The 20,680-nt window shown below is 71.3% G+C and carries 19 protein-coding genes and 4 tRNA genes; 15 read left to right on the forward strand and 8 right to left on the reverse strand.

Going from position 1 to position 20,680, the window contains the following annotated elements:
- Positions 1-26: 26 nt before the first annotated feature.
- A complete protein-coding gene (locus FB476_RS14450) occupies positions 27-647 on the reverse strand; it encodes a YgjV family protein (protein ID WP_141820629.1) in 621 nt (206 codons plus the stop codon).
- A gap of 48 nt (positions 648-695) precedes the next feature.
- Here FB476_RS14450 and def point away from each other — a divergent pair, with 48 nt between their 5' ends.
- The gene (def, locus tag FB476_RS14455; RefSeq protein WP_141820631.1) at positions 696-1,265 is read left to right on the forward strand and encodes a peptide deformylase; all 570 of its coding nucleotides are present in this window, start codon (positions 696-698) and stop codon (positions 1,263-1,265) included.
- A 42-nt stretch (positions 1,266-1,307) separates the two neighbouring features.
- On the opposite strand, the gene FB476_RS14460 is transcribed toward def, so the two are convergent.
- On the reverse strand, positions 1,308-2,714 hold the full coding sequence (locus FB476_RS14460) for a sugar porter family MFS transporter (protein WP_141820633.1): 1,407 nt from the start codon (positions 2,712-2,714) through the stop codon (positions 1,308-1,310).
- 157 nt (positions 2,715-2,871) lie between these two features.
- Here FB476_RS14460 and FB476_RS14465 point away from each other — a divergent pair, with 157 nt between their 5' ends.
- The 7 genes from FB476_RS14465 (at position 2,872) to FB476_RS16540 (ending at position 9,512) form a co-directional block, all read left to right on the forward strand.
- Positions 2,872-3,837 carry a 2-hydroxyacid dehydrogenase gene (locus FB476_RS14465; protein ID WP_141820635.1) on the forward strand — a complete coding sequence of 322 codons (966 nt, stop codon included), beginning with the start codon at positions 2,872-2,874 and terminating at the stop codon, positions 3,835-3,837.
- A gap of 151 nt (positions 3,838-3,988) precedes the next feature.
- Positions 3,989-5,179 (forward strand): sensor histidine kinase, encoded by a 1,191-nt coding sequence (locus FB476_RS14470; RefSeq protein ID WP_170233669.1) that lies wholly within the window; start codon positions 3,989-3,991, stop codon positions 5,177-5,179.
- A gap of 179 nt (positions 5,180-5,358) precedes the next feature.
- Positions 5,359-5,889, forward strand: a complete 531-nt coding sequence (locus FB476_RS14475) for a TasA family protein (protein WP_141820639.1) — start codon at positions 5,359-5,361, stop codon at positions 5,887-5,889.
- A gap of 154 nt (positions 5,890-6,043) precedes the next feature.
- A complete protein-coding gene (locus FB476_RS14480; protein WP_141820641.1) occupies positions 6,044-6,631 on the forward strand; it encodes a signal peptidase I in 588 nt (195 codons plus the stop codon).
- A gap of 94 nt (positions 6,632-6,725) precedes the next feature.
- A complete protein-coding gene (locus tag FB476_RS14485; RefSeq protein ID WP_141820643.1) occupies positions 6,726-7,466 on the forward strand; it encodes an Ig-like domain-containing protein in 741 nt (246 codons plus the stop codon).
- Positions 7,467-7,507: 41 nt separating this feature from the next.
- The gene (locus FB476_RS14490) at positions 7,508-8,266 is read left to right on the forward strand and encodes a response regulator transcription factor (protein WP_141820645.1); all 759 of its coding nucleotides are present in this window, start codon (positions 7,508-7,510) and stop codon (positions 8,264-8,266) included.
- Complete coding sequence (locus FB476_RS16540; protein WP_170233670.1) at positions 8,259-9,512, forward strand: ATP-binding protein; 1,254 nt, start codon at positions 8,259-8,261, stop codon at positions 9,510-9,512. Before FB476_RS14490 ends, FB476_RS16540 begins: the two co-directional genes overlap by 8 nt.
- 105 nt (positions 9,513-9,617) lie before the next feature.
- On the opposite strand, the gene FB476_RS14500 is transcribed toward FB476_RS16540, so the two are convergent.
- Positions 9,618-9,690, reverse strand: a tRNA-Arg gene (locus FB476_RS14500).
- A 186-nt stretch (positions 9,691-9,876) separates the two neighbouring features.
- Between FB476_RS14500 and FB476_RS14505 the strand changes: the two genes are divergently transcribed.
- A complete protein-coding gene (locus FB476_RS14505; RefSeq protein ID WP_141820647.1) occupies positions 9,877-11,703 on the forward strand; it encodes a phosphoenolpyruvate carboxykinase (GTP) in 1,827 nt (608 codons plus the stop codon).
- The gene (locus FB476_RS14510) at positions 11,704-12,036 is read left to right on the forward strand and encodes a hypothetical protein (RefSeq protein ID WP_141820649.1); all 333 of its coding nucleotides are present in this window, start codon (positions 11,704-11,706) and stop codon (positions 12,034-12,036) included. It abuts the gene before it with no gap.
- A gap of 64 nt (positions 12,037-12,100) precedes the next feature.
- Here FB476_RS14510 and FB476_RS14515 read toward each other — a convergent pair.
- A tRNA-Ser gene (locus FB476_RS14515) sits at positions 12,101-12,195 on the reverse strand.
- Positions 12,196-12,316: 121 nt separating this feature from the next.
- On the opposite strand from FB476_RS14515, the gene FB476_RS14520 reads away from it, so the two are divergent.
- Complete coding sequence (locus FB476_RS14520; protein ID WP_141820651.1) at positions 12,317-13,948, forward strand: LCP family protein; 1,632 nt, start codon at positions 12,317-12,319, stop codon at positions 13,946-13,948.
- Between the two features lie 642 nt (positions 13,949-14,590).
- On the opposite strand, the gene FB476_RS14525 is transcribed toward FB476_RS14520, so the two are convergent.
- Positions 14,591-14,794 (reverse strand): cold-shock protein, encoded by a 204-nt coding sequence (locus tag FB476_RS14525; protein WP_141820653.1) that lies wholly within the window; start codon positions 14,792-14,794, stop codon positions 14,591-14,593.
- 271 nt (positions 14,795-15,065) lie between these two features.
- Between FB476_RS14525 and FB476_RS14530 the strand changes: the two genes are divergently transcribed.
- Together FB476_RS14530 and FB476_RS14535 are read left to right on the forward strand one after the other, a co-directional pair.
- A tRNA-Ser gene (locus FB476_RS14530) sits at positions 15,066-15,153 on the forward strand.
- Positions 15,154-15,262: 109 nt separating this feature from the next.
- The gene (locus tag FB476_RS14535) at positions 15,263-15,667 is read left to right on the forward strand and encodes a YtxH domain-containing protein (RefSeq protein WP_202877044.1); all 405 of its coding nucleotides are present in this window, start codon (positions 15,263-15,265) and stop codon (positions 15,665-15,667) included.
- Between the two features lie 80 nt (positions 15,668-15,747).
- On the opposite strand, the gene epsC is transcribed toward FB476_RS14535, so the two are convergent.
- Together epsC and cysK are read right to left on the reverse strand one after the other, a co-directional pair.
- Positions 15,748-16,353 (reverse strand): serine O-acetyltransferase EpsC, encoded by a 606-nt coding sequence (gene epsC / locus FB476_RS14540; protein WP_202877051.1) that lies wholly within the window; start codon positions 16,351-16,353, stop codon positions 15,748-15,750.
- A 14-nt stretch (positions 16,354-16,367) separates the two neighbouring features.
- On the reverse strand, positions 16,368-17,303 hold the full coding sequence (gene cysK / locus FB476_RS14545; protein ID WP_141820655.1) for a cysteine synthase A: 936 nt from the start codon (positions 17,301-17,303) through the stop codon (positions 16,368-16,370).
- Positions 17,304-17,465: 162 nt separating this feature from the next.
- On the opposite strand from cysK, the gene FB476_RS14550 reads away from it, so the two are divergent.
- Positions 17,466-19,799, forward strand: a complete 2,334-nt coding sequence (locus FB476_RS14550) for a (Fe-S)-binding protein (RefSeq protein WP_141820658.1) — start codon at positions 17,466-17,468, stop codon at positions 19,797-19,799.
- A 100-nt stretch (positions 19,800-19,899) separates the two neighbouring features.
- Here FB476_RS14550 and dcd read toward each other — a convergent pair whose 3' ends face one another.
- Positions 19,900-20,481, reverse strand: a complete 582-nt coding sequence (gene dcd, locus FB476_RS14555) for a dCTP deaminase (protein ID WP_141820660.1) — start codon at positions 20,479-20,481, stop codon at positions 19,900-19,902.
- Between the two features lie 79 nt (positions 20,482-20,560).
- Between dcd and FB476_RS14560 the strand changes: the two genes are divergently transcribed.
- Positions 20,561-20,634, forward strand: a tRNA-Gly gene (locus FB476_RS14560).
- The last annotated feature ends 46 nt before the right edge of the window (positions 20,635-20,680 follow it).

Below are 20,680 nucleotides of genomic sequence, written 5' to 3' on the forward strand. Positions count from 1 at the left end.
GCCCCGACCGGGGCGTTGACCGAGGCCTACGCCGGGTCGACGTCCAGCACCCAGCGCTCGCCCTCGGGGCGGAAGCCGATCCGCCCGTAGTAGGGGTTGCGCATGCCGGCCGGCGAGAGCACCCGGCGGATGCCGCGCCCGGAGAACAGCCCGGAGTCGCGGAAGACGAACTCCCCCGGCGAGAAGTCGCGGTAGGGCGGAGCGACCCAGTCCAGCAGCACCTCGGCGGTGTCCTCCCCCGCGCTGCGGGCCAGCACGACACCGACCGTGGCGTCGTCCTTCATCACGAGGTAGGACGCGTCGACCGACTCCGGGTGGAAGCTGAAGGTGGGCTGCGTCCTCGCGATGTCGTCGCGGTAGCGGTCGAGGACGTAGCGGAGGTAGGCGTCGTCGGGGCGCACCTCGACGACGGCGTAGTGGCGGTCGTCGTGGCGGGTGCGCAGCATCCTCCAGAGGAAGACGACGTTGATGAGGGCCAGCACGACGTTGAGCCCCACCATGGGCCACACGCCGACGGTCGAGTTGTACACCAGCAGCACCAGGCAGCCCACGAGGTTGACCAGCCGCAGGCGGAGCAGACGGGTCTGCAGCAACGAGACGACGAGGATGGCCGAGCCGGTCCAGCCGAGGACCTCGATCCAGTTCACGGCCTCACATTAGGGCCAGTCGGGCCGGCGTCCCTAGAATCTCGCTCCATGGCAGTCCGTCCCATCACCGTCATCGGTCACAAGGCCCTCCACTCCCCGACCAAGAAGGTCAAGGAGGTCACCGACGAGGTCCGCACCCTGGTCGCCGACATGTTCGACACGATGGAGGCGGCCGACGGCGTCGGTCTCGCCGCCAACCAGGTGGGCTCGCGGCTGCGCATCTTCGTCTACGACTGCCCGGTGCCCGACGGCCCCAACGCCCGCGGCGTCGTGGTCAACCCGGTCCTGGAGCGCCTCGGCACCCCGCCGCCGCTCGAGGACGAGGAGCACGGCGAGGGCTGCCTCTCGGTGCCCGGCGAGTGGTTCCCGCTCGCCCGCCACCCGCGCGCCCGCGTCACCGGTACCGACCTCGACGGCAACGAGGTCGTCGTCGAGGGCGAGGACCTGCTGGCCCGCTGCCTGCAGCACGAGACCGACCACCTCGACGGCTACCTCTACGTCGACCGCCTCACCGGGCCGGTCAAGGAGCAGGCCCGCGAGGCGATCAAGGACCGCGGCTGGCAGGCCGACGGCGTGCTGCGCTGGGACCCCTCGACGCAGAAGGCCGACGAGGTCTGAGGTGCCGGGCCCGGCTGTCGGGCCCGACGAGGCCGCTGCGGCCTACATGTCCTCCAGCTCGCGACCCTTCGTCTCGGGCACCCACCTGAGGACGAAGAAGAACGACAGCAGCGCGAACGTCGTGTAGAAGCCGTAGGCGAAGCCCAGGCCGACGTCGGCCATGACGGGGAACGACGTGGAGATGGCGAAGTTCGCCAGCCACTGCGCCGCGGCCGCGATGCCGAGCGCGGTCGCCCGGATGCGGTTGTTGAACATCTCGCCCAGCAGCACCCAGACGCCCGGGCCCCACGACATACCGAAGAAGACGACGAAGGCGTTGGCCGCGACGAGGGCGACCGGGCCCATGGTGTCGGAGAGCACCGGCACCATCTCCCCGCCCTGCTCGACGACGTCGGCGGTGGCGAAGACCCAGGCCATGACCCCGAGCGAGACGGCCATGCCCGCCGAGCCGACGAGCAGCAGCACCCGGCGACCGATCCGGTCGATGAGGGCGATGGCGACGACCGTCACGACGATGTTGGTCACCGAGGTGATGACCGTCTGGGTCAGCGCGTCGGACTCGGTGAAGCCGACCGCCTGCCACAGCGTCGAGGAGTAGTAGAAGATCACGTTGATTCCGACGAACTGCTGGAAGACCGACAGCGCGATGCCGATCCACACGATCGGCAGCACCTTGCCGGTGTCGCCACGCAGGTCGGCGAGCGAGGCCTTCGCCTCCTGGCGCACGGTGCGCTGGATCTCCTTGATCCGCTCGGGTATGCCGCGCAGCATCACCCGGCCGAGCACCTCGCGGGCGTCCTCGACGCGGCCGAGCGAGACGAGGTAGCGCGGGGACTCGGGGATCGTCAGCGCGAGCACGCCGTAGGTGACGGCGGGGATGACCTCCGCCCAGAACATCCAGCGCCAGGCGGTGCTGCCCCACAGCGGTTCGCCGGACCCACCGGCGACCCCGGCGAGGAAGTAGTCGGAGAGCAGCGCGATGAAGATGCCGACCACGATCGCCATCTGCTGCAGCGAGCCGAGGCGCCCGCGGATCGACGCGGGCGAGATCTCGGCGATGTAGGCCGGGGCGATGACCGAGGCGGCACCGACGCCGACACCGCCGACGACCCGCCAGACGATCAGGTCCCAGGCACCGAAGGCGAAGCCGGAGCCGATGGCCGAGAGGGTGAAGAGGATCGAGGCCAGCACCATGACGCGGATGCGGCCGATGCGCTCGGCCAGGCGGCCCGCGACGTAGGCGCCGAGGACGCACCCCAGCAGCGCCGAGCTGACGACGAAGCCGGTGAGCCCCGAGCCCAGCTCGAAGTCGTCCCGGATCGCGGTGACCGCACCGTTGACGACCGCGGTGTCGAAGCCGAACAGGAAGCCGCCGAGCGCGGCGACCGAGGTGAGCTGGATGGCCTTGCCGAGCACGTAGTCACGTTGCGCGGTGTCCGTGCCTGTCATGTCCTCCCCCTCCGACGGTGGCTCCACCGGTCGGCGGACCCAGGTGCTGCCAGTGTGCTCCGGTGCCCTGCGGGCCGCACTCCGGACGGGCCGGGGGGGCGTGGGCGGTGGCCGGGTGGGGCCGTCGGGGCAGCTGGTCGGCGACTAGCCTGCCGCCATGGCACAGGTCGTCGTGACGGGCAGGATCCCCCGGGCCGCGCTGGACGCGCTGACCTCGGCGGGGCACCAGGTCGACGCGTGGGAGGAGTCCGGGCCCATCCCCCGCGACACCCTCCTGGAGCGGGTGCGCGGGGCGCAGGCCGTGGTCACCCTCGTCACCGAGCGGGTCGACGCGGAGCTGCTGGACGCGGCGGGCGACGGGCTGCGGGTGGTGGCCAACGTCGCGGTGGGCTACGACAACGTCGACGTCGCGGCCTGCCGCGAGCGCGGCGTCGTCGTGACCAACACCCCTGGCGTGCTCACCGCCGCGACGGCCGACATCACGATGGCCCTGGTCCTCATGGTGACCCGGCGGCTGGGCGAGGCCGAGCGGCTCGTCCGCTCCGGCACCCCCTGGCAGTGGGGCATGGAGATGATGCTCGGCCGGGGCCTGCAGGGCCGCACCCTCGGGATCGTCGGGCTGGGCGGCATCGGCCGGGCCACCGCCCGCCGGGCCCGGGCGTTCGGGATGGAGATCGTCTACACGGGGCGCCGCGACGCCCCGCCCGAGGTCGAGGCCGAGCTGTCGGCGCAGCGGCTGCCGCTGGAGGAGCTGCTGACGGCCAGCGACGTCGTGTCGCTGCACCTGCCCTACTCGGCGCGGACGCACCACCTGGTCGGGCCGGAGCAGCTGCGCCTGATCGGCCCCACGTCATACCTCGTGAACACGGCACGGGGCCCGATCGTCGACGAGTCGGCGCTGGTCGCGGCCCTGGAGGCGGGCGAGATCGCCGGTGCGGGGCTGGACGTCCACGAGCACGAGCCGCGGGTACACCCGGGCCTGCTCGGGCGCGAGGACGTCGTCCTGCTGCCGCACGTCGGCTCGGCCACCGTCGAGACGCGGACCGCGATGGCGACCCTGGCGGCCGACAACGTCGTGGCCGTCCTCGCCGGCGAGGAGCCGCGGACCCCCGTGGAGGGCTGACCTCGGGGAGGGGGCATCCTCGCAGGTCACGGCGCGACGAGTGCCCCGCACCGGGTTACAGTGAGCCTCAACGAGGAGGTGACGGGTGGGGATCGGGGGGTCCACAGGCGGTCCGGCGACCCCGGCGGAACGCGCGATAGACCGCTACGGCGTGCTCGACGCGCCCGCCGGCAACGAGCTCCAGGCGTTGTCCGACCTGGCGGCGCGGGTGTTCGACGTGCCGACGGCGGCGATCAACGTCCTGACCAGCACGCAGCAGCACCAGGTCGCGGCGACCGGCTTCGAGGCGTCGGTCTGCGACCGCGACGACTCGCTGTGCGCGCGGGTCGCCGACGTGGTCGAGACGGTCGTCGTGCCGGACGCGCGGCAGAACCCGCTGCTGGCGGACAGCACGTTCGTGAGGGACGTCGGCGTGCGCTTCTACGCCTCGGCCCCGCTGGTCACGCCCGACGGCGTCACCCTGGGCCGGCTGTGCGTCTTCGACATGCAGCCGCGGGAGACCACCGACGAGCAGCGCGACGCACTGGCCTTCCTGGCCGCCCGGGTCACCGACGTCCTGGAGCTGCGGCTGCGCAGCCGCCAGCTGGAGGAGTCGCTGGCCGAGCTCACGCACGCCCGCGACGAGCTGGCGCGCTCCAACGAGGCGCTCTGGCACTTCGCGAGCCAGGTCAGCCACGACCTGCGCAACCCCCTCATGGCCGTGCGGGCCAACGCCGAGCTGCTCACGGGCGAGCCGGCGATCGCCGACGACCCAGAGCTGCTGGCGGTCGTCGAGCGGATCACCGACGCGGCCCGAGGCATGGGGCGGATGATCCAGGAGGTCCTGGCCCACGCCAAGGAGGGCGGTCGGCCCCAGCGGGACTGGTTGGACCTCGAGGAGGTCGTCGACCGGGCGCTGCTCGACCTCAGCCCGCTCATCCGCGAGACGGGGGCGGAGATCCACGTCGCGGACCTGCCCACGCTCCCCGGCGACGGCGAGCTCCTCTACTCCGTGGTCCTCAACCTGCTGAGCAACGCCCTGAAGTACACCGCTCCCGGCGTGCCGCCGCGCGTCTCGCTGGCCGCCCGGCTGGTGGGCGGCAGCTGGCGGGTGACCGTCACCGACAACGGCATCGGGGTGCCCCCGGGGCTGGAGGAGTCCGTCTTTCTGCCCTACGTCCGGGGCGACGTCGACCTCGACGGCCCGCCGCGCGAGGGCTGGGGCATCGGACTGGCCACGGTGCACCGCGTGGTCACCGCGCACGGGGGGCGCGTCGGCCTGGCCCGCCGCCCAGGCGGCGGCAGCGAGGTCTGGATCGAGCTGCCCGCGCGGCCGGTCAGCGCGCCCCAGCACGCCCGCTGACGGGGCCCGGTGCCCCGGCGCGGGCGTCTCGGGAGAACGTCCTCGCACCCGTGTCGAGATTGTGGAGATCTCGTGGAACTCGTGTGGGATTCCCGTGGAATGCGCCTCCGTAATGTTTTAAGCGTCAACCGGCAAGCACGCCGGACCGGCACCCTCTGACGCACACAGGAGTCGTTGAAATGAACCGCTCGTCCCGCTCCGCCAAGGTCCTCGCCCCGCTGGCCGTCCTCCTCGCCGCCGGCGCTCTCGCCGTGGGTTCGGGCGCCACCTTCACCTCGACCAGCAGCAACAGCCTCAGCTCGGTCGCCTCGGGCAGCCTCGTGCTGACCAACAGCAAGGACGCCAAGGCGGTCTTCGACGTCACGAACATCAAGCCCGGCGACACCGTCACCGGTTCCCTGACCCTGAGCAACACCGGCACGCTGCCCGCGACCTTCTCGCTGACCGAGGCCTCCTCGACCAACACCTTCTCGGCGTCCAAGCTCACGCTCAAGATCACCGACTCCAAGGGCGGCGTCGTCTACAACGACGAGTTCGGCGGCCTCGAGGACGATGCGAAGAAGGGCCTGGGCGTCTTCCAGCCCGGCGACGCCGAGACCTACACCTTCGTCGTCGGCCTGGACACCACCGCCGGCAACACCGACCAGCTCAAGGCCGCCTCTGCGACCTTCGTCTGGGACGCGGTCCAGCTCGCCGGTGAGTCCCGCTGAACCTCCCGCACGTGGGGCGCCCGTGAGCGCCCCATGACCCCGGCCCGGCGGCTGGTGCCGCCGCCGGGCCACCGGGCAGGACCCTGACCCGGACCCCACCGCGCCCCTCCCCTCACGCACACCCTGACCGCACACCCTCGAAAGGACGGCTCCCATGCAGCGCTTCCCGCTCTGGGTCCGGCGACTCGCCCGGATCACCGGCAACCTCGCCCTGGCCACGGTCGTCCTCGCCTGTGCGGCCTACCTCCTGCCCCACTTCCTCGGCTACGAGCGCTACGTCATCACCGGCGGCTCGATGTCCGGCTCCATCGAGAAGGGCTCGGTCGTCTTCGAGAAGGCCCGTCCGGTCGAGGAGCTGGCCGTCGGCGACGTGATCACCTACCTGCCTCCGGCCGGCAGCGGGGCGACCACGCTGGTCACCCACCGCATCGTCGAGATCGACACCGACGACGCCGGCCAGCTGGTCTTCCGCACCCAGGGCGACGCCAACGCCGACGTCGACCCCTGGACCTTCTCCCTCGTCGACGACACCCAACCGGTCGTCGAGCACACCGTCCCCTACCTCGGTCACGCGCTCATCGCCCTGGCCGACCGCGGGACCCGCATGATCCTCATCGGGGTGCCCTCGGGCGCCATCGCCCTGCTGGCACTCGTCGAGCTCGTCCGCGCCCTCCGGGAGCGCACCGAGACCGACGACGAGCCGCACGAGGCGGCACCGCCGATGGCCAGACCTGTCCCGTGACAGGCGTGGCTCCACGGGGGGACCCCCCGACCCCCGTGGAGCCACGATTTACCTCTCCCGCCGCACCGCCCGCATCACCTTCCGAGGAGTCCTCGTGCCCGACCTGCGCCGCACCGCACCGGTCCTGCTCCTGGTCTCCCTCGTGGCCCTGGTGCTGGCGGTGCCGACGGGTTTCTCCTCCGCCGCCTTCACCGCCCGTTCGACGAGCACCGCGACCGTCACCTCGGGCGACTGGGTGGCTCCCGTCGTCCGCGTGGCCGACCTCTCCGAGGGAGTCGCCGGCACCGTGCCCGTGCAGGTCACCGCGACCGACGAGCACGGCAGCGGCGTCGCCTCGGTGGTCGTGGAGTACCGCGCCCAGGGCGCGAGCACCTGGACCCGCATGTGCGTCGACGACTCCGCACCGTGGTCCTGCAGCTGGGCGACGGCGTCGCTCACCGACGGCAGGTATGACGTGCGCGCCCACGCCACGGACCGCGCCGGGCAGCCCGGGTACTCCCCCGTCGTGACCACGGTCGTGGTCAACAAGGCTCCCTCTGCACCGGCCTCGGTGGTCGTCACCTCACCCAACAGCTCGGTGAAGGGCAGCACCACCTTCGCCGCCTCGGTCTCCTCCCCGGTGGGTGTCACGAGCGTGACCTTCTTCGCCAAGCGCGGCAACAGCAATGTCTGGATCCCGGTGTGCACCGCCACGGCTGAGCCCTGGAGCTGCGTGGTGAGCGTCAACTCGATCCTCTCGAACGGCTCCAACGTCGTCCGGGCGGTCATGGTCGACGGCAACGGCGTCAGCAAGGACTCGCTGGAGCCCCACGTGGAGTTCCAGGTGGGCGGGTGAGCCGCCAGCCGGGCACCCTGACCGCCCGTATGCTCGCTGCCATGACCACCGTCGTGGTCGTCGAGGACGACGACAAGATCGCTGCCCCGCTGGTCCGGACCCTCGAGCGGGACGGCTACCAGGTCGAGCGCTTCGCCGAGGGCCTGCCCGCGGTGCGTCGCCTCGCCTCGCAGGAGGACCCCGTCGACCTCCTCATGCTCGACCTCGGGCTCCCCGACGTCGACGGGATCGACGTCTGCCGGGCCGTCCGCGACGGCGGCTTCGCCGGCGGCATCATCATCCTCACGGCCCGCGACGGCGAGCTCGACCGTGTGGTCGGGCTCGACCACGGGGCCGACGACTACCTCGCCAAGCCCTTCGGCCTCGCCGAGCTGCAGGCCCGCACCCGGGCGCTGCTGCGGCGGCTCCACGGCAACCGGGGGCCCGCCCCGGCAGCCCCGGCGAGCGCCGCGTCGGCGGGCAGGCCGGCGTCCGCCGCGCCACCCCATACCCCCGCTGCGGACGGGAGCCGCCTGCGCGTCGACGTCGCCGCCCGACGCATCTGGGTCGGCAGCACCGAGGTGCAGGCGACGACCAAGGAGTTCGACGTCCTCGCCCTGCTGGACTCGCAGCGTGGCGCCGTCGTCGCCCGCGACACCCTCATCAACGAGGTGTGGGACGAGAACTGGTTCGGCTCCACCAAGACCCTCGACACCACCGTCGGACGCCTGCGGCAGAAGCTCGAGGACGCCGCGGCCCCGGTCCGCATCACGACGGTCCGCGGGGTGGGTTTCCGCCTCGAGGACGCCGGGGATGCGTAGGCAGATCATCGCCACCCTGGTGGCGATGGTCGTCGGGGTGGTCCTGCTCTACGGGGTCCCCCGCGCCTACTGGCTCTCCGAGCTGGTCCACTCCACCGAGCAGCGCGAGACCCACCGGGCCGCGGACGTCCTCGCCGTCGCCGTGGACGAGCGCCGCGCCGGCGGCGGTCAGGTGGAAGAGGACTTCCTCGCCCAGCTGGTGCACACCGGTGAGGCGGTCACGGTCACCGTCGACGGCGGCACGCTGCGCGTCGGGACCGACGCGTCCCAGGACTCCCCCGACGACATCGTGGCCGTGCGCGGCCTGGCGGGCGGCGGCGAGCTCTCGCTGCGCCGGGCGGACGAGCTCGTCTCCGACCGGGTCGGCGAGGCCCTGGTGCCGGTCGGCCTCCTCGGGCTGGTGCTGATCGTCGCGGCCGGGCTCCTGGTGAAGGTGCTGGCCGACCGGCTCTCGCGGCCCTTCCGCGAGCTCGCGGGCATCGCCGACGCCGTCGGGCGGGGCCACTTCGACGTGTCCATCCCCCATTACCGGGTGCCCGAGGCCGAGGCCATCGGCGGCTCGATGCGACGGGGCATCTCCCGCCTGGCCGAGCTGCGGCGCCGCGAGCGCGACATCGCCAGCAACGCCTCGCACGAGCTGCGCAGCCCTATCAGCGCCCTGCGGATGGAGATCGAGGACCTCGCCTCCTGGCCCGAGACCCCGCCCGTCGTCGCGGCCGAGCTGCACAGCTACCTTCCCCAGCTCGACCGGCTCAACGCCGCCGTGCGGACCTACCTCGACGCGGCGGAGGCGCAGCGGCTGCTCGACGTCGACGTCGTCGACCTCTCCGCACTGGTCCGCGAGTCCCTCGACCGCTGGCGCAGCCGCCTGCGCGGACCGTCCGCCCCACGCCTCGTCGTCGTGGACGAGCCGACCGAGGCCGTGCACGTGTGCGCCTCGGACTCCGCTGTGACGGAGGTCCTCGACCACCTGCTCACCGACGCCGTCCACCGGCTGCCCACCCACGTCCTGGTCGAGATCGACAGCACCGACGGCTACGGCCGCGTCCGCCTCGAGCTGGAGGGTGCCCGCGCCGACGGCGGGGGCGGGGTCCGCGAGGGCACCGAGGTGGCCGACGGCCGGGCCGCCGCGGCGGAGACCGCCCTGGCCGTGGGCGGTCGGGTCATCTCGGTCGACGGCCAGACGGTCGTCCTGCTCCGCCTCGCCGGGGAGGACGAGGACGACTCCCCCACGACCGACGCCTGAGGGGTCTGCCGGCGCACGGCATACCCCCGGGGTCATGACCTCCCCCGGGAACAGCAGAAGGCCCCCTCCGAGGAGGGGGCCTTCCCAACTGTCTCAACACAGTCGCGCGCCCGAAGGGATTCGAACCCCTAACCTTCTGATCCGTAGTCAGATGCTCTATCCGTTGAGCTACGGGCGCAACGAGGGAAGACAATACCGGATCACCCCGGCTGCGACGAAATCCGCGCCCCCGGTGTGACCAATGCCGCAGCCGCGCAACCGTTCCGGGCTCGGGCGCCCGCAGGTGCGGACGCTACGGTGGAGACAGCAGGACACACGCCCTCTCGCGACCGACTGGCACCGCCGCCAGAAAGGGATTCGGCACATGCAGCAGCAGATGCAGACCACCGGTGGGACCACCCACGCCGAGCTCGACGCCTGGGTGAAGGAGGTGGCCGCCCACACCCGACCGGACCGCGTCGTCTGGGTCACGGGGTCTGACGAGGAGATCGAGCAGATCAACGCCGAGCTCGTCGCGGCCGGCACCTTCACCAAGCTGGCCGAGGACAAGAAGCCCAACAGCTATCACGCCCTCTCCGACCCGCAGGACGTCGCGCGGGTCGAGGACCGCACCTACATCTGCTCCGTGGAGGAGAAGGACGCGGGCCCGACCAACAACTGGATGGACCCGCAGGAGATGAAGGACCTCCTGTGGCCGCTCTTCGAGGGCTCGATGGCCGGCCGGACGATGTACGTCATCCCGTTCGTCATGGGCCACCTCGAGGCCGACGACCCCAAGTTCGGCGTGGAGATCACCGACTCCGCCTATGTCGTCGCCTCGATGCGGATCATGGCCCGGATCGGCACCAACATCCTGCGGGTCATGGAGGAGAAGCAGGCGCCCTACGTCAAGGGCCTGCACTCCGTCGGCGCCCCGCTGGCCGAGGGTCAGGAGGACGTTCCCTGGCCGTGCAACGAGACCAAGTACATCGTCCACTTCCCCGAGGAGCTGGCGATCTGGTCCTACGGCTCGGGCTACGGCGGCAACGCCCTGCTGGGCAAGAAGTGCTACGCGCTGCGCATCGCCTCGGTGATGGCGCGCGACGAGGGCTGGCTCGCCGAGCACATGCTCATCCTCAAGCTCACGAGCCCGCAGGACGAGGTCCACTACATCGCGGCGTCCTTCCCGTCCGCCTGCGGCAAGACCAACCTGGCGATGATCCAGCCCACCATCCCCGGCTGGAAGGCCGAGCTGGTCGGTGACGACATCGCCTGGATGCGCTTCGGCGAGGACGGTCGCCTGTATGCCGTGAACCCCGAGTTCGGGCTCTTCGGCGTCGCCCCCGGCACCGGCCGCTCGACCAACCCGGTCGCGATGGACACCATCGAGAGGGGCAACTCGATCTTCACCAACGTCGCCCGCACGCTCGACGGTGACGTCTGGTGGGAGGGCATGACCGACGAGCCGCCGGCCGAGCTCGTCGACTGGCACGGCGAGCGTTGGACGCCGGAGTCCGAGGGCCCGTCCTCCCACCCCAACAGCCGCTTCTGCACCCCGATCCGCCAGGTGCCGACGATCGCCGACGAGTACGACGACCCGCGCGGCGTGCCGATCTCGGCCATCATGTTCGGCGGTCGCCGCAAGACGACGATCCCGCTGGTGACCGAGTCGCGCGACTGGCAGCACGGCACCTTCATCGCCTCGACCCTGTCGTCGGAGACCACCGCGGCCGCCACCGGCGCCGTGGGCGTCGTGCGCCGCGACCCGATGGCGATGCTGCCGTTCATGGGCTACAACGCCAGCGACTACTTCGCGCACTGGCTCGAGCTCGGCAAGTCGGCCGACGCGAGCAAGCTGCCCAAGATCTTCCTGGTCAACTGGTTCCGGCGCGGCGACGACGGCCGCTTCCTGTGGCCGGGCTTCGGCGAGAACTCCCGCGTCCTGAAGTGGATGGTCGAGCGCATCGAGGGACGCGTGGACGCCACGGAGAGCCCGATCGGCTACCTGCCCCACCCCGAGGACCTCGACATCGACGGCCTGTCGCTGCCGGAGGAGGACGTCACGGCCGCGCTCGCGTTCGACCCGGAGGAGTGGGAGGCTGAGGTGCCGCTCATCAAGGAATGGTTCGAGAAGTTCGGTGAGGAGCTGCCCGCCGCCCTGCGCGACGAGCTCGCGATCCTCGAGCAGCGCCTCGCCGGTCAGGAGGTCTAGATGTCGATCGTCCCCGGCCAGGATCCCGTGCCGCAGTCGGAGCCGTTGCTGGCCGACGAACCGCTGCCGCCCGGTGTCGAGGACTGGTCCGACGACGTGGACGCGCTGGAGCAGCGCATCCGCCAGCGCGGGCCGTCCGAGGTCGAGCGGGCGGACGAGCAGGCCGACGCCGTCGAGGGTGAGGGCGGCGCGCAGCCGCAGGAGTCCGTCGGCGAGGGCGGGGACGGCTCGGGGGCGGACGCCTCGTCGGACCCGACGTCCGACGAGGGCGCCGACGCCGAGGACCCCGAGGCGCAGTCCGGGGACGAGCCCTCCGGCGACGCCCAGGACTGAGCCCCGGCACCAGCCAGACGCAGCAGAACCCCCGGCCGGGAGGCCGGGGGTTCTGTCGTCGATCTGGCGGAGGCGGAGGGATTTGAACCCTCGATGGGGCTCTAAACCCCAAACCCGCTTAGCAGGCGGGCGCCATAGACCAGACTAGGCGACGCCTCCAGATCGCAGACAATGTACCTTCCCCCTGTCGCTGCGCCCAAACCGGGTTCCCAGCCCGTCACCAGCGTACGTTGATAGGACATGATGGTTTCGACCGCGCTGGAAAGGTGCACCCCAGCAGATGAACGACCGTGACCGCGCCACCGAGGGCGCGCACACCCCTCCTCGGTCACGGACCGAGTGGGTGGAGAAGCAGGAAGGCCGCGAGCGCGAGACGCTCGGCCGTGCCTTCGGGCTGACCGCGCTCAGCGCCGTCCTGCCCGGCTCCGGCCTGCTCGCCACGCCGCGCCGCTGGCTCGGGGCCGTCGTGGTGGCGCTGGCGCTCGGGCTCGCGGTCGTCGTGGGCGTGACCGTCCGGCGCGAGGGCCTGATCGGCACCGCGCTGTCGACCGCGTCCGACTCCGACCTGCTGCGCACCATCATGTGGGGGCTGATCGCCGGCACCGTGGTCTGGGTGGGGGCCGTCGCGCTCACGGCGCTCATGACCCAGCCCAGCCGCAGCACCGGCCGTCAGCGTGGCGCCCTGGCTGCCTTCACCGCCGTGCTCTGCCTGCTGGTCTCCACCCCGGCCGCGCTCGGGGTGCGCTACATCGACAGCCACCTCGACGCCATGGACAAGGTGTTCACCAGTGACGGCGGGAGCCGGGCGCCCGGTCCGGCGACCCCCGGCGGGGCGGAGCCCACGTCCGCGCTCGGGCCGCCCGAGGACCCCTGGGCCGACCTGCCCCGGGTCAACCTGCTCCTGCTGGGCTCCGACGCCGCCGAGGCGCGCGAGGGCACCCGCACCGACACGATGATCGTGGCGAGCATCGACACCCACACCGGCGAGTCCGTGCTCTTCTCGATCCCGCGCAACCTGCAGAACGTCCCGATCCCCCGCGACAACCCGCTCCACGACCTCTACCCCGAGGGCTACAACTGCGGCGACCAGTGCCTCATGAACGCCATCTGGACCGAGGCCGAGCTGGCCGCCTCCGAGCACCCGGAGTGGTTCGCCGACGACCCTACGCCGGGCCTGACGGCCACCCGCCAGGTCATCGAGACCGTGCTCGGGCTCGACATCCACCACACGGTGATCGTCAACCTCGAGGGCTTCAAGGACCTCATCGACGCGATGGGCGGGGTGACCGTCACGGTCAAGGAGCGCATCCCGATCAACGGCCGCACCTTCACCGGCGCCGATGGCAAGCTCCACCTCGATCCCAACTCGCCCAACCTGGAGTGGCTGGAGCCGGGCACCCACAAGCTCACCGGCTTCCAGGCCCTCGGCTACTCGCGCTCGCGCGTCATGTCCGACGATTACGACCGGATGCGCCGCCAGCGGTGCATGGTCGCCGCCGTCATCGACCAGGCCAACCCGGTGACCCTCCTGCAGCGCTACCCGCAGATCATCACCGCGGTCGGCGACAACGTCGTGACCGACATCCCGCAGGAGGACCTGCGCGTCTGGGCCGAGCTCGTCATGCTGGTCCAGCAGAGCACGCTGCGCAGCCTGCCCTTCACCGCGAGCAACACCAACACCGCCAACCCCGACTTCTCCGACATCCGCGCGCGGGTGTGGGAGGCGACGCACCCGGCGCCCGAGACCACCCCTCCGCCGTCGAAGGACAAGGACGACGACGAGACGGTCACCGCGGCCCCCACCCAGGACACCGAGGCGCCGGAGCAGACCGCCACCGAGGGCGAGGACCCGGCCACCGAGACCGGGCCCGCCGACGACGAGCTGCAGGACATCGGCGCGGTCTGCGGCTGAGGCGGCGCGGCGCCGGAGGTTCGACACACCTTCTGCGACATCTGCGCGTGCTCGAGCACAGGCGTATGCCGCACAACCGGTCTCGAGGGCCGGCGGCTGGTCCTTCTGACCGGCAGACAAGGTTCTGCCGCTCGGGCAACGTTCGCAACGGCGTCTGACCCGCGCAACGTTGCCTGGGAAGGGCCCCGGGTCGTCCGACCGGCACAACCTTGCTCGGCCCTCGAGCTCGACACACCTTCTGCACCATCTGCACGTGCTCGACCACAGGCGTATGCCGCACAACGGCGTGTCGAGGGCGGGCGGCTGGCCCTTCTGACCGGCAGACAAGGTCCTGCCGCTCGGGCAACGTTCGCAACGGCGTCTGACCCGCGCAACGTTGCCTGGGAAGGGCCCCGGGTCGTCCGACCGGCACAACCTTGCTCGGCCCTGGAGCTCGACACACCTTCTGCACCATCTGCGCGTGCTCGAGCGCAGGCGTATGCCGCACAACGGGTGTCGAGGGCGGGCGGCGGGTGGGGCGCGAGACGACGGGCAAGGTTCTGCCGCTCAGGCACCGCAGACGTGAACGGCCCCCGTCACCGGTGGGTGACGGGGGCCGTCGTGCTCGGCGCCGGGGCGCCGGGCGTTCCTGCCAGAGCGGCGTCAGAGCGGACGGACCGCGTCCGCCTGGGGGCCCTTGGGGCCCTGGGTGACCTCGAACTCGACCCGCTGGGCCTCGTCGAGGGTCTTGTAGCCGTTGGTCTGGATGGCCGAGTAGTGGACGAACACGTCGGGACCACCGCCGTCCTGGGCGATGAAGCCGAAGCCCTTCTCCGCGTTGAACCACTTCACGGTTCCCTGAGTCATGCGCATTCTCTTTCTGTCCTGCCGGTGCCCTCGCCCGCACCTCGCGGACGAGACGGTGGGAGCGAAGAACCCCCCAGCCAACCCGGACCAGCCCGGGGTCGTGCTCACCGCTCCCGCCCGGCCCCCAGGCCCGGCGGGTCCGACCGTCACTGCGCAAGGAAATGCCACGTCCAACCGGCTTTCACCGTAGCAGGAGGGGGTTCGCGGCCCTCGGCCCGACGTGCGATCATCAGGTCGGACGCACCGGTGGCGGAGACGCCCCGGAGCCTCTGGAGGGTTCGCATAGTGGCCGAGTGCAGGCGCCTTGAAAGCGCCCGAGGTTGACGCCTCCGTGGGTTCAAATCCCACACCCTCCGCCATCTCCGCAGGTCGGACGGGGGTGCTCTGCGCCCTGTCGCGCTCGGCATGCCGGTCCGCCCCTGCGCGTGTAGCGTCGATGGAGAACACGATGACCCATCGGAAGGAGTCATGATGAACAAGCTGCTGCTGCTCGTCGGCGCGGGGATCGGCTACGTGCTGGGTGCGCGCGCCGGTCGTGAGCGTTACGACCAGATCGCCGACCAGGCCACCAAGCTGTGGACCGACCCCCGGGTCCAGACCAAGGTCGACGAGGCCAAGACCAAGGCTCCCGAGGTCGCCCAGAAGGTCGGCGAGCAGGCCAAGGCCAAGGTCGACGAGGCCAAGGCCAAGGTGACCGGCGACTCGAGCTCGTCCTCCAACGGCTCCAGCTCCTCCGGCTCCGCCTTCGGCGGCTCCGGCTCGAGCTCGAGCTCCGGCACGGTGCAGAACGCGACCGGGTCCTACGACCCGGAGAGCGGCACCGCCACGGTGGACACCACCGGCTTCGGCCCGGGCGGCGACAAGTTGCCCTGACCGGCCAAGCACCACAGCCTCACGACGAAGGCCCACCCCCTGCCTCGGGGGTGGGCCTTCGCGCTGTCCGGGGTATGCCGTCAGATCCAGAGCGCGGGCTCGTCGTAGAGCGCCTGCTGCGGGTCGATGCCCGCCTCCGGCATCCGGATCTTGGCGGGGATGCCGGTCGCGACCGCCATCGACGGCACGTCCTTGGTGACCACGGCGTTGGCACCGACCTGGGCGCCGTGGCCCAGCACGATGTTGCCGAGCACCTTGGCCCCGGCGCCGACGGTCACGCCGTCGCCGAGGGTGGGGTGGCGCTTGACCGGCTCCATCGACCGGCCGCCGAGCGTGACGCCGTGGTAGAGCATCACGTCGTCGCCGACCTCGGCGGTCTCGCCGATGACCACGCCCATGCCGTGGTCGATGAAGAACCGCCGGCCGATGGTGGCCCCGGGGTGGATCTCGACGCCGGTCGCCGCCCGCGCGGCCTGCGAGAGCAGGCGCGCGGGCAGCTTGTGGCCCGAGGTCCAGAGCCGGTGGGCGACCCGGTGCGTCCAGATCGCGTGCAGCCCGGGCGAGGCCAGGGCCATCTCCACGCGGCTCGAGGTGGCGGGGTCGCGCTCGATGGCGGCGTCGAGGTCCTCCCGGATGCCCCCGGCGAGCCGGGACACCGCCCCGGCGATCTTCGTGGGTGCAGACAGGAGAGCCACGGCGATCAGTCCCGCAGGTCCTCGAAGAGGACGGTGGACAGGTAGCGCTCGCCGAAGGACGGGATGATCACGACGATCGTCTTGCCGGCGCTCTCGGGGCGCTTGGCGATCTCCAGGGCGGCCCAGACGTTGGCGCCGGAGGAGATGCCCGCGAGGATGCCCTCCTCGGTGGCCAGCGAGCGGGAGATGCGGATCGAGTCCTCGAGGGTGGCGTCGAGGACCTCGTCGTAGAGCTCGGTGTCGAGGATCTCCGGGATGAAGTTGGCGCCCAGGCCCTGGATCTTGTGCGGGCCGGGCTGGCCGCCGTTGAGGATCGGGCTGTCCTTGGGCTCGACGGCGACCAGGCGCACGTCCGGCTTCTGCTCGCGCAGGTAGCGGCCGGCACCGGTGATGGTGCCGCCGGTGCCGACGCCGGCGACGAAGACGTCGACCTGGCCGTCGGTGTCGTTCCAGACCTCGGGGCCGGTGGTCGCGTAGTGGACCTTGACGTTGGCCGGGTTGGCGAACTGGCGGGCGCGCACGGCGCCGCGCTCGGCGGCGATCTCGTCGGCCTTGGCGACGGCGCCCTTCATGCCCTCCGAGCCGGGGGTGAGGACGAGCTCGGCGCCGTAGGCGCGCAGCAGGGCGCGGCGCTCCAGGCTCATGGTCTCGGGCATCGCCAGGACGACCTTGAAGCCGCGGGCGGCGCCGACCATGGCCAGGGCGATGCCGGTGTTGCCCGACGTGCCCTCGACGATCGTGCCGCCCGGCTGCAGCTCGCCCGACTCCACCGCCGCGTCGATGATGGCGGCGCCGATGCGGTCCTTGACCGAGGCGGCGGGGTTCTGCGACTCGAGCTTGGCCAGCACCTGGGTGCCTTCCTGGATACCCTCGGTCACGCGGTTGAGGCGGACGAGGGGGGTGCGGCCGATGACCTGGGTCACGTCGTCGTAGACAGGCACAGGGGAAACCTTTCCGTCGGGGGCGAGGCATCAGCCTCGATCGTTATGCATTCTGCTAGTGAACGTTATTGCATAACAAGACCTTCCCGCACGAGGGGATCTTCTTCGCCCCGCCGTCGCCCTGCCGCCGCCGATGCCCTCCCCGGGCACTACCCTGCCGCTATGGACGTGGGAACCCTGCAGGTCGTCGCCATCGTCGTCGCGGCACTCATCACGCTGGCCGCGGTGGCGCTCTTCGTGCGCACCATCGCCGGCTTCGTGACCAAGTTCCGGCTCGGCCAGCCCGTGAAGGGACGCACCGACGACCCGGGCGAGCGCACGGTCACGCTGGTCCGGGAGTTCCTCGGCCACACCCGGATGGCGCGCAAGCCCGTCGTGGCCGTGGCGCACTGGTTCGTCATGGTGAGCTTCGGCCTGCTGGTGCTCACCCTGGTGACCGCCTACGGCCAGCTCTTCGATCCCGAGTTCGCGCTGCCGCTCATCGGCCACTGGGCGCCCTACGAGTGGATCTCCGAGATCTTCGGCTGGGCCGCGATCCTCGGTATCCTCGCGCTCGTCGTCGTCCGTCAGCTGCGCCACCCGCGCGGCGAGGGCCGCCGCTCCCGCTTCTGGGGCTCGAACTTCTGGCAGGCCTACTTCGTCGAGGCCGTCATCCTCGGGGTCGGCATCTGCATCGTGCTGCTGAGGGGTATGGAGTACGCCATCGGTCGCCAGCACGGCGAGGAGTGGGCCACGATGGGCCACTTCCCCCTGACGGCCTGGGTCGGCGGCTTCTTCTCCGGCGCCTCCGTGGGGGCCCTGGAGACCGCGATCGTCGTCGTCGCGCTGGTCAAGATCCTCATCTCGATGACGTGGATGCTCACGATCGCTCTCGTCCCGACGATGGGCGTGGCCTGGCACCGGTTCCTGGCCTTCTTCAACATCTGGCTCAAGCGCCACGCCGACGGCAGCACCAGCCTCGGCCCGCTGCAGCCCATCACGGTCGCCGGCGAGCCGGTCGACTTCGAGGACGTCGAGAACCTCGACGAGGACGCCGCCCTGGGCGTGGGCAAGGTCGAGGACTTCACCTGGAAGGGCCTGCTCGACTTCTCCACCTGCACCGAGTGCGGTCGCTGCCAGGAGCAGTGCCCGGCCTGGAACACCGACAAGCCCCTCTCGCCCAAGATGGTCGTGCTCAACCTGCGCAACCACCACCACGCGAAGGCGCCCTGGCTGCTCGCCGACGCCGAGCACCGCGACGCCGCAACCGAGGCCTTCTCCGCGCTCGGTGACGGGCCGCGCCCGGAGCAGCTGCACGGCATACCGCTGTCGGCGGTCGCCGAGGCCCAGCGCGAGCTGGTCGGCGGCACCGAGGGCGACCCGACGATCCCCAGCGGCGGCGCGGTCATCGACCCCGACGTGCTGTGGTCGTGCACGACCTGCGGCGCCTGCGTCGAGCAGTGCCCGGTCGACATCGAGCACGTCGACGCGATCGTCGACATGCGGCGCTACCAGACCCTCATCGAGTCGGCCTTCCCGTCCGAGCTGGGCGGCCTGTTCAAGAACCTCGAGAACAAGGGCAACCCGTGGGGCATGAACGCCCGGCTGCGGATGGACTGGGCCAAGGACCTGCCGTTCGACATCCCGATGGCGGGGGCTGACGTCGAGGACCTGGCGGAGGTCGACTACCTGTTCTGGGTGGGCTGCGCCGGCGCCTTCGAGGACCGTGCCAAGAAGACCACCCGCGCCGTGGCCGAGCTGCTGCACACCGCCGGCGTCTCCTTCGCCGTGCTGGGCGACGGCGAGACCTGCACCGGCGACCCGGCCCGCCGCGCCGGCAACGAGTTCCTCTTCCAGATGCTCGCGATGCAGAACGTCGAGGTCCTCAAGGAGGTCAACGCGACCAAGATCGTCGTGACCTGCGCCCACTGCTTCAACACCATCAAGAACGAGTACCCGCAGGTCGGCGGACAGTTCGAGGTCGTCCACCACACGCAGCTGCTCAACCGCCTGGTGCGCGAGAAGCGCCTCACCCCGGTGCACCGCCCGGCCGACGCCGACACCTCCGGAGTCGCCTCGACCGCCGAGAGCGTGACCTACCACGACCCGTGCTACCTGGGCCGTCACAACCAGGTCTACGCCCCGCCGCGCGAGCTGCTGGGCGCGCTGCCCGGCGTGGAGCTGCGCGAGATGCCCCGCTCGGGCGAGAAGTCCTTCTGCTGCGGCGCCGGCGGCGCGCGCATGTGGATGGAGGAGAAGCTCGGCACCCGCATCAACCTCAACCGCACCGAGGAGGCCATCGCCACCGGCGCCGACCGGATCGCGATCGGCTGCCCGTTCTGCCGCGTCATGCTCTCCGACGGCCTGACCCAGAAGCAGTCCGAGGGTGCCCGCGAGGAGATCGAGGTCGTCGACGTCGCCCAGATGCTGCTCGCGGCCGTGCGCCGCGGCCAGGAGGGCGAGGAGGCGGCTGCGGCCGACGCCGCGCCGCAGCCCGACCCGGAGCCGGCCGTCTAGGCCACCGGGCACCACGAGAAGGGCCGACCTGAGGGATCAGGTCGGCTCTTCTCGTTCACCGGGGGTGTGCCGTGCGCCGCCGGGGCGGCGCCCCGCCCCGTCAGTCCTGGATCTGCGTGCGGTAGAAGTTCTGGAACGACCGGCTGGCCGTCGGGCCGCGCTGCCCCTGGTAGTGGCTGCCGCGGGGCGAGGAGCCGTAGGGGTGCTCGGCCGGGGAGCTGAGCTGGAAGAAGCAGAGCTGGCCGATCTTCATCCCCGGGTGGAGCACGATCGGCAGCGTCGCGACGTTGGAGAGCTCGAGCGTGACGTGCCCGGTGAAGCCGGGGTCGACGAAGCCGGCGGTGGCGTGGGTGAGCAGGCCGAGACGGCCCAGCGAGCTCTTGCCCTCGACGCGCGCGGCGATGTCGTCGGGCAGGCTCACCTGCTCGTAGGTCGAGCCCAGCACGAACTCCCCCGGGTGCAGCACGAAGGACTCGTCGGCGTCGACCTCGACCAGGCGGGTCAGCTCCGGCTGCTCCTGCGCGGGGTCGATCACGGGGTACTTGTGGTTGTCGAACAGCCGGAAGAAGCGGTCGAGCCGCACGTCGACGCTCGACGGTTGCACCATCTCGGGGTCCCAGGGGTCGAGCACGACCCTGCCGGCGTCGATCTGGGCACGGATGTCGCGGTCGGAGAGGAGCACGCAGACACCCTAACGGGGGGAGTTGGAGACCGTCGACGGGCCGCGTTAGTATGGCCGCCCGACCCCGAATCGGGGTCCCGCGGGCGTAGTTCAATGGTAGAACATCAGCTTCCCAAGCTGAATACGCGAGTTCGATTCTCGTCGCCCGCTCCACACGACGAAGGCCCCCTCCGAGGAGGGGGCCTTCGTGCGTCCCGCC

The sequence above is a fragment of the Ornithinimicrobium humiphilum genome, assembly GCF_006716885.1.
Classification (GTDB): domain Bacteria; phylum Actinomycetota; class Actinomycetes; order Actinomycetales; family Dermatophilaceae; genus Ornithinicoccus; species Ornithinicoccus humiphilus.